The 15281-nt window shown below is 67.6% G+C and carries 11 protein-coding genes; 1 reads left to right on the top strand and 10 read right to left on the bottom strand.

Features of this window, described 5'->3' with window-relative positions; genetic code table 11:
- From GO986_RS16290 to GO986_RS16270, 5 genes are all read right to left on the bottom strand, one after another.
- Positions 1-615 carry a glycosyl hydrolase 108 family protein gene (locus GO986_RS16290; RefSeq protein ID WP_157460364.1) on the bottom strand — a complete coding sequence of 205 codons (615 nt, stop codon included), beginning with the start codon at positions 613-615 and terminating at the stop codon, positions 1-3.
- A complete protein-coding gene (locus GO986_RS16285; RefSeq protein WP_157460363.1) occupies positions 612-932 on the bottom strand; it encodes a hypothetical protein in 321 nt (106 codons plus the stop codon). The genes GO986_RS16290 and GO986_RS16285 overlap by 4 nt, the downstream gene beginning before the upstream one ends.
- Complete coding sequence (locus GO986_RS16280) at positions 922-1374, bottom strand: hypothetical protein (protein WP_157460362.1); 453 nt, start codon at positions 1372-1374, stop codon at positions 922-924. The genes GO986_RS16285 and GO986_RS16280 overlap by 11 nt, the downstream gene beginning before the upstream one ends.
- Positions 1361-1756, bottom strand: coding sequence for a hypothetical protein (locus tag GO986_RS16275; RefSeq protein WP_157460361.1), 396 nt, complete (start codon positions 1754-1756; stop codon positions 1361-1363). Before GO986_RS16275 ends, GO986_RS16280 begins: the two co-directional genes overlap by 14 nt.
- 76 nt (positions 1757-1832) lie before the next feature.
- Entirely contained in the window at positions 1833-2324 is a 492-nt protein-coding gene (locus GO986_RS16270; protein ID WP_157460360.1) for a hypothetical protein, read from the bottom strand.
- Positions 2325-2456: 132 nt separating this feature from the next.
- Between GO986_RS16270 and GO986_RS16265 the strand changes: the two genes are divergently transcribed.
- Entirely contained in the window at positions 2457-2630 is a 174-nt protein-coding gene (locus GO986_RS16265; protein WP_157460359.1) for a plasmid mobilization protein, read from the top strand.
- A gap of 6 nt (positions 2631-2636) precedes the next feature.
- Here the strand turns inward: GO986_RS16265 and GO986_RS16260 are convergent, their stop codons facing one another.
- Genes GO986_RS16260 through GO986_RS16240 form a run of 5 tightly spaced genes read right to left on the bottom strand, consistent with a single transcriptional unit; the run spans position 2637 to position 15280 of the window.
- A complete protein-coding gene (locus GO986_RS16260; RefSeq protein WP_157460358.1) occupies positions 2637-5117 on the bottom strand; it encodes a hypothetical protein in 2481 nt (826 codons plus the stop codon).
- Positions 5114-5467 (bottom strand): hypothetical protein, encoded by a 354-nt coding sequence (locus GO986_RS16255; protein WP_157460357.1) that lies wholly within the window; start codon positions 5465-5467, stop codon positions 5114-5116. The genes GO986_RS16260 and GO986_RS16255 overlap by 4 nt, the downstream gene beginning before the upstream one ends.
- An 8-nt stretch (positions 5468-5475) precedes the next feature.
- Positions 5476-5901, bottom strand: coding sequence for a hypothetical protein (locus tag GO986_RS16250; RefSeq protein ID WP_157460356.1), 426 nt, complete (start codon positions 5899-5901; stop codon positions 5476-5478).
- Positions 5898-7526 (bottom strand): hypothetical protein, encoded by a 1629-nt coding sequence (locus GO986_RS16245; protein WP_157460355.1) that lies wholly within the window; start codon positions 7524-7526, stop codon positions 5898-5900. The genes GO986_RS16250 and GO986_RS16245 overlap by 4 nt, the downstream gene beginning before the upstream one ends.
- 14 nt (positions 7527-7540) lie before the next feature.
- A complete protein-coding gene (locus GO986_RS16240; protein ID WP_157460354.1) occupies positions 7541-15280 on the bottom strand; it encodes a phage tail tape measure protein in 7740 nt (2579 codons plus the stop codon).
- Position 15281 lies beyond the last annotated feature (1 nt).

Here is a 15281-nt window from a genome sequence, read left to right as displayed (position 1 = left end):
TCAGACCTCCTTCCCGTCGGGAATGGCGATGATCTTCAGGCCGTCCCCGCTCGCGCGCACCATGACGCGCGCCCGGCTGTAGCCCGGCAGCGGCGTGCCGTCCGGCAGTAGCAGCGGCACGATGTTTTCCTGTGGGGCGGCCTTGGGCGGGACGGGCGTGCCCCGCGCCTCCCAGGCCGCCGCCTGCCGGGTCAGGGTGGCTACGCGGTTCTCCCAGCCGCGCCCATAGCGGGCGTAGGTGCTCAGGCTGCGTAAAAAGGCCAGGCGCAGGTTCAGAAACTGGCGCCAGTCCCGTGTGCGGGCCAGGAACTCGCGGGCGCGACCCACACCACTGTTCACGGCGGTGTCGAACGCCACGAGGGCCAGCGGCGGCGGTAGCTGCTCAGCCCCGATGGCAGACCAGTACCGGGTCTGATAAATGCGCCGGGCGTCGTCCAGCGTGAGGTTCTTGATGTCCAGTGTCGGGTTGGCGTGGGCCGCGATGCCCCACTTCGTGCCGCGCAGCTGGCCCTGACCAATCACACCGCTGGTCCAGTTGCCCCGGTCGTGCGGGTCCGCTGTGTAGCCACCCTCGTGTCCGATGATGATGCGGAATGCCTCGTTAAAGTCGGTCATGGTCCCTCCGTGGGGTCAGGTGGCCAGAGCGTGCGGTCATAGCCCAGCTTTTCCGCCTCCAGGCGAGCCTGAAGCGCGCGGTAGCGCCAGGCGTCAATCAGTTCGGCCTGCTTGGCCATCCGTGTTTCATTGCGGTCCTGCTGGTCTTCGAGCACCTTGTTCCGCTGCGCCAGGCCGTCGCGCGTGTCTTTCTCCTGCCCGGTCGCGCCCGAGAGCATGCCGCGCAGAAAAACGCCCAGCGCCGTCAGCAGGCCGCCACCACCCAGAATCGTGAACGCGGTGGTGGCCGCGTCCTTGGTGGTGTCATCAGCCGGCATCGGGCCACCGCAGCACGCGCCGCTGGAACCACTCGACCCGTACCAGGTACAGCCACAAGGCCCGCCCGAACAGGGCCAGGCTCAAGGCCCCAAAGAGATAGAACACCGCACTCCCGAACACCAGTTCCGCCCCGGCCCAGAACATGGCGCCGGTGAAAAACAGCCAGAAGGCGCTGAACAGGGTACTGATGAGGCCGAAGGGCACCCGGGTGGGGACCTCCCACAGCAGCACGGCGGCGAAGAGGTGCCACAGACCCCAGAGGTTGAACCCGAAACTGTCGTCAAAGGCGCTGTAGCCCTGGAAGAGCAGGGGCAGATTCGGCCGCACGATGGCGATGATGCCGAACAGCAGGTGGCCTCCAACCAACACCAGACGCAGGGCCCAGGCGACGCCATCCCAGAAGAGGGGTTGGCGGAACCGGCCGCCATCACGGCGCAGCACGCAGCACCTCCCCGCCCCGCCAGCGCGCCGCAGCGGCATCGAAGTACTCCCAGCGCCAGGACCGCAGCGTCCAACGCTCCGAGGCGGGCACGGGCGACTTCAACGGCTGACCCGGTGCACCAACCTCCCAGGCGCCCTGCTCGGGCTTGATGGGCTGGTAGGGGGCGCCGGTCCTGCGGGTGCTGGTGGTGCTGGACTTGCGCACGCGCAGGACCGTGCCGAACGGGCAGGCTGGGGCCAGGCGGAGGGCGGCGCGGAAGGTAACGCCCAGGGTGTAATCAGGCACCACCTGGAGGCGACAGACGGGGAGACCAGGGGGCACCGTCAGTAGGGCCAGGGCCGCGCTAGGCAGCAGGATCAGGAGTAAGAGCAGACGGCGCATAGGGCCTCCTTTGGCCAGCAGGACAATGGCAACCGCCCCAGGCCGGCAGGCTGGGGCGGTGCAGGAAGGGCGGGGGTTACAGGCCGGCGGGCACGTCGTCCGGATGCGGTGGGGCGGTGCAGGTGGCCGGTGCGGCGTCCCGCCATCCCAGAGGCACCAGGCTCGGTCCACAGGCCGTCAGGTACGCCTGCGCGTAGGCCTCAGGCCAGCGCTCAAGGGTCTGGTTCAGGTACGGGTCGGTGCTCCGGGGATCACCGCCCACTTTCAGGTACCGGGCCTGCAGGCAGTGCCCCACTTCATGCGCCGCCACGCGGGGCAGCTGGTAACGGCTGGCCGCCGGGTCAATGTCGATCACACACGACGTGCCGCCGGGCGCCGCGTGCGTCGCCCCCATCGTGACCTGCCCCGGGTGCAGGTCCGCACCAGACAGGGCGCCGGGGGCGGTCCAGCGCCAGGTCACGGCCACGCCGTGGACCGTGCTCGACCACTGGGCCTCGTCGCGGGGTGGGGCCGTGAAGCTGCAACCAGAGAGGAAGGGAAGGAGAAACAGCAGCAGTCGTTGACGCATGGGCACACCTCCAGAAACAGCGGGGCCGCCTTAACGGCTGGCCCTGGTGTCACAACTTACTACCGTTAACGGTAGAGTTCAATTTCTCAACGGTCTAGAGCATCCCGTTTCACCGCCTCGTATGGTCCGGAGGTGGCCAAAGAGACGCGCACCCCCATGACGACTGACCGCGAGAAGGTGGTCGGCGTCCGCCTCAGCGACAAGGAACACGAGCAGATCAAGGCCGCCGCCGATCTGGCTGGCCTCAAAGTGTCGCAGTACCTCCGCATGGTGGGCCTCAAGCAGAGCAGCAAAGACCTGGCCTAGTTCGCCTCACGCCCGCACCGCCTGCCAGCGGGTGTCAATGTGCATGTCTCGCACGCCGGCGGCCGTCGTGTCCTGGGCGCCATTGCTCCAGGCGTTGAGCTGCGCCAGGCAGGCGCCCGCACTGTTGTCCAGCAGCCGCATGTACAGGTGCCGGATCGTCGGCTGAGGATCCGCTCCCCCCGGTGTCACGTCGTAGTGCAGCACCCGCCGCGCGATATCGGCCGCCGCCGGCGTAAACCCTTTGGGCAAGGTGCCCAGCGTCAGGTAGGGCACGATGTCCCCGCTGCCTCCTGCCGGCCGCACGCTGCCGAACAGGTGCACCACGCCGCTCTCGTCCTTCACGTACTGAAGCGGGGGCGCCCCGGGCGGCACTTCCAGCCCGGCACTCGGCGTCAGGACCTTGAGCAGGCCCATCGTCCCCAGCCCCAGGTCCCGAATGGCCGTCCAGGAGCTGGCCACGATGGGATTCACCGTCGCCCCACGCAGCCGGGTGTTTTTGGTCGTGGCCTCGATGTCCAGCCCGATGGCGTTGGTGGTCAGCTGCAGATCGGGCAGATCGACCGTCATGTCGTCGCACGCCCGCAGGGTGGCCCCCAGGCCGTTCGCCGCCGGCGTGCCATCTGGCGAGAGGACCTGGCTGGTGCCGACAGCCCCGAAGCCGAAGTAGGTGGCGCGGCAGGTGTCGAACAGCACCGCGAACCCCCCGCTGCTGCTGTCGTAGGTGCCGCCGTCCGCTGGAAACGATTTGAGGCCCGTGACCCGCGCGCCCCCATACGCCCGTGCGGACTGCCCGGCCAGCCCGCCCCTCGTGCCGCAGTTGCGGAAGATCACGGCGTACTGGCCGTAGTTCGCTGCCCCGCCCTCGTGCCGGTTGCGCACCTCCAGGTTCAGGCCGTCCACCACAAAGGTGGCCGCGTCCTCCAGCACGAACCCGCCGCCCAGCGCGTTGATGTTCAGCGCCCGCACATGCAGCTGGCTCGCCGCATCGGTCGGGTTGGTGGGGTCCAGCAGTGAGATGTACACGGCGGGGCTGCTCGCGTGCCCCGCCCAGAAGCCCCGAATGAATTCACAGGAGTCCCCCAGCTTCTTAAACCGGCCGCCGCCCCGCACCTTCACGTCGTATACCCGCAGGCCGAACAACCCGTTGTTGCCGTCGTTGTCGTGCTCAATGGCCCGCCCATCGGGGTTGGTGGCCACGAACTGCCCGCCGCGAATCTCGAAGTCCGCCAGGTTGTTCTGCGCGGTGGCTTTCAGAATCAGCGCGTGCTTCGCGCAGGGCTGTCCGGTCGTCGGGATGATGGCCAGGTCGATCAGACGGTACCCGTACTCGGTGGTGTTCCCTGGGAAATCCGCGCTGATCTTTGAGCTGATTTCGAGAATGCTGGTGGTGCCGGGCGTGGCGGTGTCGTAGCCGATGTAGCCCCCGTACTGGTTGGCGTCCCAGCGCAGGGTGACGGCCCGGTCCAGGGTCAGCAGCACGTCCGTGCGGCCGTCTGGGCGGGTCCAGGGGGCCACTGGCCAGTAACTGAGCTGGCCGTCCGGGGTGGCTTTGCTGCCGCCGATGATGGTGCCGCCCCGTGGGCAAGCGTTGAACAGCCGCTGGAGCTGGGGCGCCGTGTTGGCCACCGGCTCCCGGAACCAGTCGGCGTGCAGCACAAAGGGGTCATGCACCCGCACCCACACGTAGCTGCCGCTGCTGTGCGCGAACACGGTGCCGTCGTTCACAGCAGGCGCCGCACTGGACAATTCCCGCCGGAACAGCCCACCCCGGCGCTGGTCACTCACCATCATGCTGGTGGCGCCCCCTGCATACGCGCGCAGGGCGACGAGGTCGGCCACCCGCCCCACGCTGGTCTGGATGGTGGCCCACACCTGACGGCGGAACGTCACCGCCGCGCCGGTCCAGACGGCCAGTTCCCCGGTGCTCAGCAGGGTGTAGACCCCGGCGGGGCGCCCAGCCAACGCGGCCTCGGTCGCCACCGTGTCGTCGGTCTCAGCGGCACTCAGGGCCAGTTGCGTGGCCTGCGCCACGTCATCCAGTGCCGTGTCCAGGCCGGCGACCAGGCTCACCCCATCATCCAGCAGCTGCTGGGCAGCGCGCATGGTGAGGGGCGCGTCCCCGAAGCCCGCCGGCAGGCTGCTCGGCTCCGGCGCCGCGTAATCGAACAGCAGGCCTTGCAGGTCGCTGCTGACCAGAGTGCGGCTGAACTCGGTGGTGACCACCTTGCTGGGATAGTGCAGCACCTCGTAAAAGGTCGCGCGCACTGCGGGCGGATCATCCGGACCCTGCACCACCAGCCACAGCTCTTTGGTCGGGTCCCGCGCGTCCAGCCAGCGCGGCGGGCTGTGGGTGGGGTCCAGCACCCCGCTGTACTCACTGACCGAGGCGTTGCCGCTGCTGTCGGCGTAGCGGGGCACGCGGACGCTCAGCGTGCCCCCGGTGGGCGTGCCCTGCCAGGCCGAGACGCCCGTCACTTTGGCTTTCAAGAGTCACGTCCTTTGGTCACCAGATTCACCTGGGTGATGGCGCGTTCAATGCGGGCCTGGCCGTCGTCTGCCACTTGATTCAGGCGGGCCTGGGCGGCCGTGAGCGCCGCCTGGGTCGCGCGGAGTTCGGCCTCCAGGTGCTGGAGTGGCGTCAGGTCCGGGACAGGGCCAACGGGGCCTGGTGGACCCTGGGGGCCGGCTGGCCCTTGCAGACCTCGGGCGCCAGCTGGAGGCGAGGCCAGAAAAGCGTCAAGCTGGGTCAATCTGGCCCGCACGTCGGTTTCCAGCGTGTTCATCCGCTGATTCAGGGCCTGAAGTTGTTCGTCAATGGTTGCGGGCTTGCTGCTCATGGGGCACCTCACCACAGGGGCGCGTACTGCACGAAGACGCCGCTGCCGTTCACTTCGTAGAAATCTGGCCGGGGACCGATCATCTTGAGTTTCAGGCGGTAGCCGCTGCCATACGGCCCCCGGCCCACCACGCGGATACGGCTGATGTCGTAGCGCAGCCCGTCCATCTCAGCGCGGATAGCAAAGCGGAGGCTGTTCTCGAACGCCCCCAGCGCCGCGCCACGGTCCTTTGGTCGGGTGGGGGTCGGCAGCCAGGTGTCGAAGACCTTCCAGTGCGGCTCGCGCTCACCGTCCCCGCCCACCTGCTGGGTCTCGGATTCAACGGCGCGCGCCACCTCATCGGCGAAGGCCAGCTCGCTGTCCTGCGGCTCGACCTTGTTCAGCACCAAGGGCTGCCCCACGCTGAGCACAATGGTCAGGGGGTAGGTGGTCACGGGCTGGCCTCCAGATAGCCCCGCAGGTCGGTCTGGGCCTGCTGGGCACGTTCCTGGGCCACCAAACGGAGCATGCGGGCCCCCTCACTCGCGCCGGGCTGTTCGAGCTTGATCTTGGAGACGGTCAGGCCGGCCTGATCGTGCTGACCCTCGATCTCCACCACGTCGCCAGTCAGGTCGCCGCCCGGCAGGCCGGTGAGCGTGACACTGCTCATGGCCCCGACCAGGCCGTGCACGGTCAGTTCGGTGGGCACCTGCGCAGGGGGCCGCAGGAGCTTGCGGGCGTAGGCGTCCAGCTTGGTGCGGCTCAGGCCAATGGGCTGGAACTCGTAGACCTTCAGGCGGCCAGCTGGCAACAGGTCGGCCGAGGTGGCCCCCCGCACCGCGACCCGCAGTTGCCCGTAATACGGGGTCAGGGTCGTCAACCCGAACGGCTCTGTCTGCACGGCGCCCAGCAGGTCTTGCGGCACCGGCTGGACCAGCACCAGTTCCCGCACGTCGGTCGTGGCTGGCAGGGCGTAGGCAAAGATCGCCACCCCCGTTTGCCCACCGGCCGTGGTCACGCCGTACTGCACCTCCAGGCGCGCCTCGTAGGCGGTCCCCAGGCCACTCAGGTCCAGGGTGTACAGCAGCCGCAGACCCACCATGGGGTCGGTGTTCGCTCCAGGCGCCACGCTGCGGGTCAATTCCACGAACTGTACGCTGCCGGTGTTGGTCGAGGCCGTCGCGCGGTCACCATCTGAGGCCGGGACCAGGCTGTCGAACCCGTTGACGTATTCCGCGCCGACGAGTGGCGTGCTGAACACGTCCAGCCCAGCTGGGGCGAGGGCAGCTGCCTCCAATCCGTAGCCAGCGGAGGCGCTGTCCGCCACCTTCAGCGTGTAAGTGGCTGGGCGGTAGGGCAGGCGGTCCGTGCTGCCCGGGGGATAGATGTCGGCCCGGTACGGGCTGGCCCCACTCGGGCGGCTCAGGGCGATGAGGGTCACGGCCGTCACCACGTCGTCCCCACTGACCCGCAGCAGCGTCAACCCCGGCAGGTCAGCGGCCGCGAAGCTCTGGCCGGGCACCAGGTCCGCGCCGAAGAAGAAGGTGCCGTCCGGGAGCACCCCGAACGGCACCCCCTGTTCCCCGTCGATGGTTTTGCCGAGGGTCTCCAGCGCGAGGCGCAGGGTGCGGAACGGGAGGCTGAAGGTGGTCAGCACCTTGCCCGTCAGGGGAATATGCGCCTCGCTATAAGTGATGGCCGGGTGTTTGTAGGCCTGCACGAGCGCCCGCACGATCAGGGCGACGTCCTGGTTCGCAAAGCTGTCACTGCCGATGACGCGCTTGTCCAGCAGGGTGCTGGCGCCGATCAGGGCCACGTCCCCGAAACTGGGGTCGCGGGGGTGGGGGCACTCCACGACCGGGCCGTAGAAGACCGCGCTCCCGTCCACCGTGAGGCGCACGAGATCGCGGTTGCGCAGGCCCAGGGTGGGCGTGTGCACGCGGAGATTGGCCTGCACACAGTCCCGGAAGCGGGACTGTTTCCAACTGAAGCCGCCCACCACCCCGCCGGGGTTGGTCTGCGTGCGGGTGGTTTTTGCGGTCACGCCGTCGGGCGCGATCAAGTCCAGTTGCCAGCTCAAAATGCCTCACCTCCTTAGCGGGCGGCGTACGCGCGCAGGTCGCTCTGCGGCGCGATGATGTTGATTTCGGATTGGGACGTGACGTGCAGGCCCTCATCGGCCAGGCGCTGAAGGACTGGGACAGCGGCCAACAGGGCGGGCGTGAACTTGTTCATGGCGGCGGTCTGGTCCAGCACATACGCCGGCGCGGCCATCACGCCCGTCGGTGCACTGGCTAGGCCCAGATCCGTCGCCGCAGTGCCTTGACCCTGCGACCCCTCACTGCCGAACTGGCCCATTTGTTCAGCGGCTGGGACGAGCACGGTCTCATAGAACTGCGCCAGCGCAGCGTTCCCGGTCGCAATCGCGTTCTGCAACCCGTTGGCCGCTTGAGCGAGTGCCTGAGCGTTACCGCTTTTCATGGCGGCGATATACCCATCCAGGAACGGTTGCAGGAGGCCCTGCATCACCGCGCCCTTCAGGAACCCGTCCACCAGGCCCTGAAGAATCTGCTGCCCCAGCCCTTTGCGAACATCCAGGCCCAGTTCAGAAAAGGACCGCTTGCCCTGTTGAATCCCGTCCAGCAGGGCGCTGCTCACCGCCGTATACAGTGCGTCGCCCAGGCTCTTGGCGATGTCCACCGCTTCCTGGTCAATGGTCGCCTTCTTGAACCCCAGGAAGCCCCAGAAGCCGCCCCTGGACTCCACCTTCGCGTACTTGCCAAGGTCGAAGAACCGGACATCCTTCGTGGCCGCGCCGATTTGCTCGGCTGCCTTCTTGGCGCTGTTTGCCCCTCCTTTGAAGATGTCAATCAGGGTGGTGACCAGCGTGGCCACGCCCGCGACGATGGCGCCCACCCAGTCGCCCTTGGCCAGTGCGCCCAGGGTGCCTTGCAGGCCAGAGACGAAGGTATCCACGACCTGGTCAATGTCCTCATCCCCGGTTTTGAAAACGCCGGCCAGCCCCGAGACGAGGGCCTGGGCGCCGGCGATCAGGCTACCCTTCCCGCCCTTGGTGCCTCCAGCTTTGAAATAAGCCGCAAGGCCGTCCAAACCAGCACTGATGGTGCCCTGCAGCTTCCCGCCCTTGCCAACCACACCCGCCAGGTTCGAGAGGCGGTCGGCCACCGGATTGCCCTTCTCTGTACTGACCTTGCCCTCCAGTTCCACGATCTTCTGGAGGGCAGCGAGGTACTCCGGCGTCCCCTGTTCCAGGCCCAACAACCGCGCCCGCCAGTAGGCCAGCGCCGCATTTAGACCCGCCAGGTAGGCCGGACTGTCATCCCGTCCCTCGTTCTCGGCTTGCGTATGTCGGGCTTCCACGAGGGCCAGTTCCCCTTCTGCCGCCTTATCCAGCTGCGCTTGGGTGTAGGTCGCGGCGGCCTTGTCCCCGGCTTGCCGGCTGGCGAGGGTCAGCTGATCGAAGTAGCCCTGGTACTGCTGTTGCAGCCCCAGGAGACCGTCTCGGGTGGCGGCTTCGTCCGGCGTGAGGGGCGTGTCCCCAAACTGGTTGATAGCCGCCTGCAGGTCCTTGATTTTCTGCTCGTAAAAGTCAAGGTCGCTGCTGAACTTGCCTTCAGCCTCCCGGCGAGCCCCAGCCTCATCGTCCTGATCGCCCAGGCGGGCCTGCCGGTCACCAAAGTCGCGCTGCGCGTCCGCTGGCCTGACCCCCAGTTTGGCGGCTTCCGAACGCGCTTTGCCCGTGGCCCGTTCCAGCTTGGCCAGCGCGGCGTCAATCTGGGCGACCGCTGCGGCCCCGCTGGCCCCCTGAGCCAGGTAGGTCAGGCGCCACGCGGCGAGGGTCTCGCGTGCGGCTTGGCGCTGGGCCGCCGTGAAGTCATCCAGCCCGTCCAGCAGGGTCTCAGTGCGGCTCTCCGCTTCTTCTTTCAGGCTTGCCGTGGTCGCTTTCTCGCTCGCCACGACCTGCTTGCCAGTCTCGCGTTTCACCTCCAGTTCGTAATCGCGGTAGGCGTCCACCGACTCGCGCCGGATGCGCCCCAGCTCAACCTGATGGGCTTCTTCCAGCACCTGCCGCACGGTCAGGGTGCGGCCGTCCGCCTGCAGGCGCTGCTGGTCTAGGAGCCCCTGCGCTTCAGCCTCCTGCACGGCCGCCGTGTAACGGTCTTTCTCCGCAGCCTCCTCAATCACGCGGGTCTGGTCGAGTTCGGCTTGCTTGGCGGCCAGCAGCCGGGGCTGAAAGGCTTTGCGCAGGGCCAGCTTCTCCTGCTCGCTCAGGTCCTCGACGTCCAGTTCCCGTTCGAGCTGGGCCTCGACATCACGAGTCCGGGCTTCCAAGTCTTTCAGGGTGGCCGCCCGGATGCGCTCGGCACTCTCGCGGTCCAGGGTCTCTAATGAATCGTTCAGCTGCTGGCGGGCGTCGGTTTCCGCCGTGCGGCGGTCCTGATCATTCTTGGCCAGGGCATTACTCAGGCGGGTGCGGCTGGCCTCCAGTTCACGGTCGCGGGCCTGCTCCAACTCGGTGCGCCGCTGCTGCGTGATGCCTTCCAAGTTCAGCAGCTTGGCGTACTTGTCCCGGACTTGGCGTTCCTCATCGGTTGCGGCTGCGCGGGCGGCCGCGTCCCGAGCTGCTTGCACCTGAGCACCAAAGTCCAGCTCTAGACGCAACAACTCGGTCAGGTTGCCCTGGGCCGCTGCCTTCCGATTTTCGTACTGTCCCTCAATGCCCTCCTGATCGGCGCGGGCTTCATTCAGACGGCTCTCGGTCAGGGCCTCTTGCACCTGCGCGTCAGACAGCGTCTTGCGCTTGGCAATTTCCGAGTCCAGCAAAGCCAATTTGTCCTTGTCGGCCCCATTGGCAATGACACGGGCGCGGGCATTCTCCAGCTGCGCGAGGGTCCAGCGGTCCACCTCACCCCGGAGCTTTTCCACCTCCTGTCGGTGATTGACCACGGCCTGACCTTGCGTGGCCAGGGTCTGACCTTGCGTGATCAGGGCCGTGACACTGCCCCGCAGGGTGGGGGGCAGTTGCTCGACTTTGGCTTTGGTGTCGGCCAGGGCCTGCTGATAACGCTGCAGGCTCTCAGCCGTGACCTTGCCCTGCTGGACTTGCAGACGGAATCGGTCGTTGAGCTGGCCGGTCTCGCGCACCAGGGTCTGCTGGGCCTTGGCATGCTGCTCAGCGGCGGCCGCCGCTTTCTTATCTGCGGCCGCTTTGGCTTCGGTGCGGCGGGTGCGCTCGGCCAGAATGGCGTTCAGCTGCGTGCTGAGCTTCCCGGCGCGGGCGTCGACTTCCATATCCTTGAGTTGCTGGGCACTCTTGCCGCGCAGAGCCTCCTTGTACTCGGTCAGGGCCGCGCCCGTGAGCACCACCGCGCGGGCCTGCACCTTGGCATTGGCAGCGAGCGCTGCCGCCTGATTGAACAGGGCCTGCGTGCCCGCCTGCAGCGCCGGGGGCAATTTCTTGACCCGGGCCTGGAAATCTTCCATCCGCTGGTTGAACGCCAGCAGGCTTTGGGCCGTCACCTTGCCCTGATCGCTCTGAAGCTTGAACGCGGCGATGCTCTGCCGCATCTCGCGCACTAAGCCGGCCCGCGCCTCGGTGGCCTGCCGGTCGGCCGCCGCCCCACTGCGCGCGGCGCTGGCCCGTTCGCGTTCGCGCCGGGCTTCCTCGGCCAGGATGGCCGTCATCGCCTTTTTGTTGTTGGTGCGCTGCGCTTCCGCCTTCGCCTGAGCCAGTTCGAGCGGGGTGAGGTCCTTCAGGTTCTTCTTGTACTCGGCCTGCTTCACCAGGTCAGCGGCAGTGGTCTTCGTGCTGCTGGCTTTTTCCTTGTCCCCCAGGCCGATATCGTCCAGCGTCTTCGTGCCGCTCGCCATGACTGTTGGGGGCTTGATCGCCGCCACAGCCGTCGCGGTGGTCTTCGCCGATTGCTGCATATTCTTCAGGCCCGCTGTGAACGAGGCGGCGGCATCCTCATTCGCCCGTTGCGCCAGTTGCAGCGCCCCAGCCGTCAGGGCGGCCCCTGTCCGCAGCTCACCTAACCCGGCAGTCGCTGTCTGAGTGGCGGTGCTCAGCTGTGTATTCAGGGTGGTGGCCACACCCTTCACGTCCTGCTGCAACTGGCCACTCACCGCCGAGACGCCTTGCAGCCCACTCGTGACCTGGCCGGTCGCTTTCTCGAAGGCCTCGCCCGCCCCATTGTCCCGAATGAAGTCGGTCAGGCCTTGACTGGCACCGGTGAGCGCAGCGGCCACCCCGTCCGCAGCAGACTTCGCGTTGGTGGTGCTGGCCTGCTGGGCCGAGGCTTGCGCCTTGGCATACGCCTCGTTCGCCCGCTGCGCGTAATTGTCGATGATGTCAGCGGCCCCGTCCCCCACGGTCTGTGCCACCCGCGCAAGGCCGGCCCCAATGTTGACCCCCAGGGACTTAAGCAGATCCCCGATCGGCCCGAGCGTCCGGGCAATGCGGTTGGCCGCGCTGCTGATGATGCCCGAAACCCGGTTGTACGCCTGAAGCAGGAAGTTGGCGCCGTCCTGCACAGGCTGGACCACATATCGGAAGAACACGCCCGCGACCTGCGCCAGCACGGTCTGAACGCCGTCACTAAATTGCCCATAGTGCCGGATACCCGTGGCTAGAATCTGTCCAACCCCTGTCACCAGGGCGTTGCGGGCCGCGAGGAGCAGGGCTGCGTACATACCAGCCAGACCCTGCAGAATCTGCCCCGCGCTCTGCACAGCCCGGCCCGTGGCTTTGACGTAGGCCCCAACGTACCCGCCGGCAGCGGTAAACACCGCCCCGGCCCGCTGACCGAACGCTTGGAACAACTGCCCCAGACCCCGCAGCATCGTGCCGATGCCCTGCCCGGCCAGTTCAAAGATGTCAGGCAACTGGGCCGTGAACTGCCCAAGTGCCACCAGGGCCACGCGAGCAATGCCCGCCCCACGCACCACGGCGTCCGCCATGCTGCCCGTGCTGCCCGCAATATCTGTGGCGCCTACACCGAAGACGCCCATCACGGTGCGAACAGCCGCCGCGACCCCCTGGAACACGGCATTCGCCACGTTCAGGAGAATGCCGAGCGCGGTCACGGCCGCCTGTTGAATGGTGAGCCACACCGCGCCCAGTGCGCGCAGCACGGGCCACAGGACGGTGTCCCACGCGACGCGCAGCGCAGCGAAGACTGTGGCCGCCCCTTGCCCGAACGCGGCGAGCACCTGCTGCGACGTCGTGGCAAAGGTGCCCAGGGCGCCTTGCCCCTCACGGGCCTGGTCGATCAACCCGATCAGGCCTTCTGTCGCGGCGGTTGCCCCCCGCACGATTCCTGTCAGTGCCGCCAGGAAGGGTGTGCCAATCTGAATCTTTAGTTGCTCGAACGTCGCCCCAAATTGCTTGCCCGCGCCCTGCAGGCTTTCTAACCGCTCGCGCGCCACACGGGCGGCCTCACCCTGCTTGCGCATGGCTTCCGTGTTGGCCTCAATCGCTTTCGGCCCCTCGCGCAGCAGAATCTGGGCCGCGCGAATCGCGTCCTGCCCAAAAATCTGCCGCAGGAGTTGCTTCTGGGCCTGCGGCGTCAGCTCGACCAGCTTGCCGCGCAGGTCGCCCAGCACATCATTGAGCGGGCGCATCTGACCGGCTGAATCAAAGGCACTGACCTTGATGGCGTCCAGGGCCTTCGCGCCCGTGTCCACTGGGCTGGTGAGGCTCAGGAGCATGGTCTTCAGCGAGGTGCCGGCGTCCGACATCTGCTTGAACCCACCCTGGGCCAGGGTGGCCATGTAGCCGGCAAACTGCTCCAGGCCCAAGCCGGCGTCACGGGCAACCGGGCCGACCGCCGCAATGGCCAGGCTGAGGTCTTCCGCGCCCAGGAAGGTTTTGTTGCTGAAGTTGGCGAAGACGTCTGCGACCTGAGACAGCTGGGGCGCCTGAAGCCCGAAGGCGGTCATGGCGGCGGTGGCGAGCTTACCGCCTTCAGCAGCGGTGATGCCAGCGGCCCCGGCCAGCTCTAGGGCGCCCTTCAGGCCGCCTCCGATGGCGTCGGCGGCACTTAAACCCGCGCGGTTGAGTTCCAGGACCGCACCGGCAGCCTCGCGAGCGCCGACGCCAAGGGGCTTGCCGATGTCAAAGGTAGCTTGGGTGAGGCGTTCCAGCTCAATGGCGGTAGGTTGCGTGAGCGCGCGGATGTCTGCGAGTTTCTGCTCGAACTGAGCTGCCGTCTGAATGCTGACGGTCAGGGCAGCGGTCAGGCCCACCACAGCCGCAGCGACAGCGGCCAGAGCCAGCCCCAGCGGTCCAGCAGCGGCCCCGACGCCAGAGAAGCTGCCGCCAAGCGCACTCGCCTGGGCGGCCGCCGCACCCAAGCTGCCCCCGGCCATGCTGGCGAACTGCGGGAGCTGCTTGAGCGCGGCAAGGATGCTGCCGCTGATGCCCAGCCCACTGGGGGCCAGGTTCAGGGTGTTGACGTTGCTGCGCAGCTGGGTGCTCAGGCGGTTGAGTTGCCCCATCTGCCCGGCCGTGACGTTGCTGCGTTCCCCGACCGCTTTGACACGGGCTTCCAGGCCCCGCATGGTGGTCTCAAGCGCTTGGATGGCCGCTCTTTTTTCCGAGAAACGACCGGCCGCAGCGGTGGCGCGCTCAAACTCCGCGCGGGCCGCCGCCAGATCCGTCTTGATTTGGGTGATGCTGCGGTCGTTCAGTTTGCGGCGCCCGCTCGTCAGGCTGTCCAGCACCCGGTTCAGGGAGGCCGCTTGCGATGAACCGGCGGCCAGGGTCGGCGCCAGGGTCTGGGCCTCACGCTGAACGCCTTGGAGGCCACGCAGGTAGGCGCGCAGCTTGATGTCGCCCCGGTCAAAGGCACCCTTCAGGTTCTCCACGTCCTGGGCCAACTTCTTGACGCTGTCGGACTGCGCGCGTTCGGCACCGCGAGCGGCCTCACGGGCGGCGCGGGCCTGAGCGTCCGCCAGCCCCTTTAGGGCCGTAGCCGCCTGGCCACTGGTCGCGCGCAGGGCGTCCAGGTGCGCCTGCTGAGCCTGGGTGAGTGGGCCCAGCGCACGCAAGGAGGCAATCTCAGCGTCAATGCTGGTTTTGAGGGCGCGGGTGGCCGCCTCAAAGCTGGCGGTGTTCAGGGCGCCGTTCTTCAGGTCGGCCTGATACCCCCGCAGCTGCGCGGCGAACTGGGTCGCCGAAGCGCTCGCCGCTGCTTCAGCCGCGCGGCGCTGCTGGTCGGCCAGGCCTTTCAGCGCCCCAGCCGCCTGAGAGCTGGCCCCACGCAGGGCGTCCAGTCGGGCCTGCTGCTCACGCGAGAGCACGCCCAGGGACTTCAGAGAGGCGATTTCCGTGTCGATAGTGGTCTTGAGTTGACGGGTCGCCTGCTCAAACTGAGCCGTGTTCAGGACACTGTTTTTCAGGTCGGCTTGGAGGCCGCGCAGCTGGGCGGCATAGGCGCCGTTGACACCAGGACTGCCGCCACCTGCTCCGCCCCCGCCGCCCCCCCCCAGGGGCGTGCTGGCGCGGAGTTTGCGTTCCAATTCCGTGAGGTCCACGATCTGCTTGCCGATCTTGCTGATCACACCCTTGAGCGCGGTGACATCGACCTTGAGCAGGTTCTTCAGGTCGGTGTTGAGGTCGCGGAAGGCGGTCTTGACGTTGTCCACCTGGGTGCGCAGGGCCGCAGGGTCCGCCTTCACGGTCAGTTTGATGGGCCGGGCCAGGCCGGCGAGGTCGGCCCGGGCAGCACTGGCGAAGGCCGTCACCGCAGCGCGGGCACTGGCGGTCACGATGGTCAGATCTAGGTGCGCAGCACCGACACGGGTGGACATA

Source organism: Deinococcus arboris (genome assembly GCF_009755355.1).
Taxonomy (GTDB): Bacteria; Deinococcota; Deinococci; order Deinococcales; family Deinococcaceae; genus Deinococcus; species Deinococcus betulae.
The sequence above is the reverse complement of the archived record's forward strand: the minus strand, read 5'-3'. Positions and strand labels throughout refer to the sequence as shown.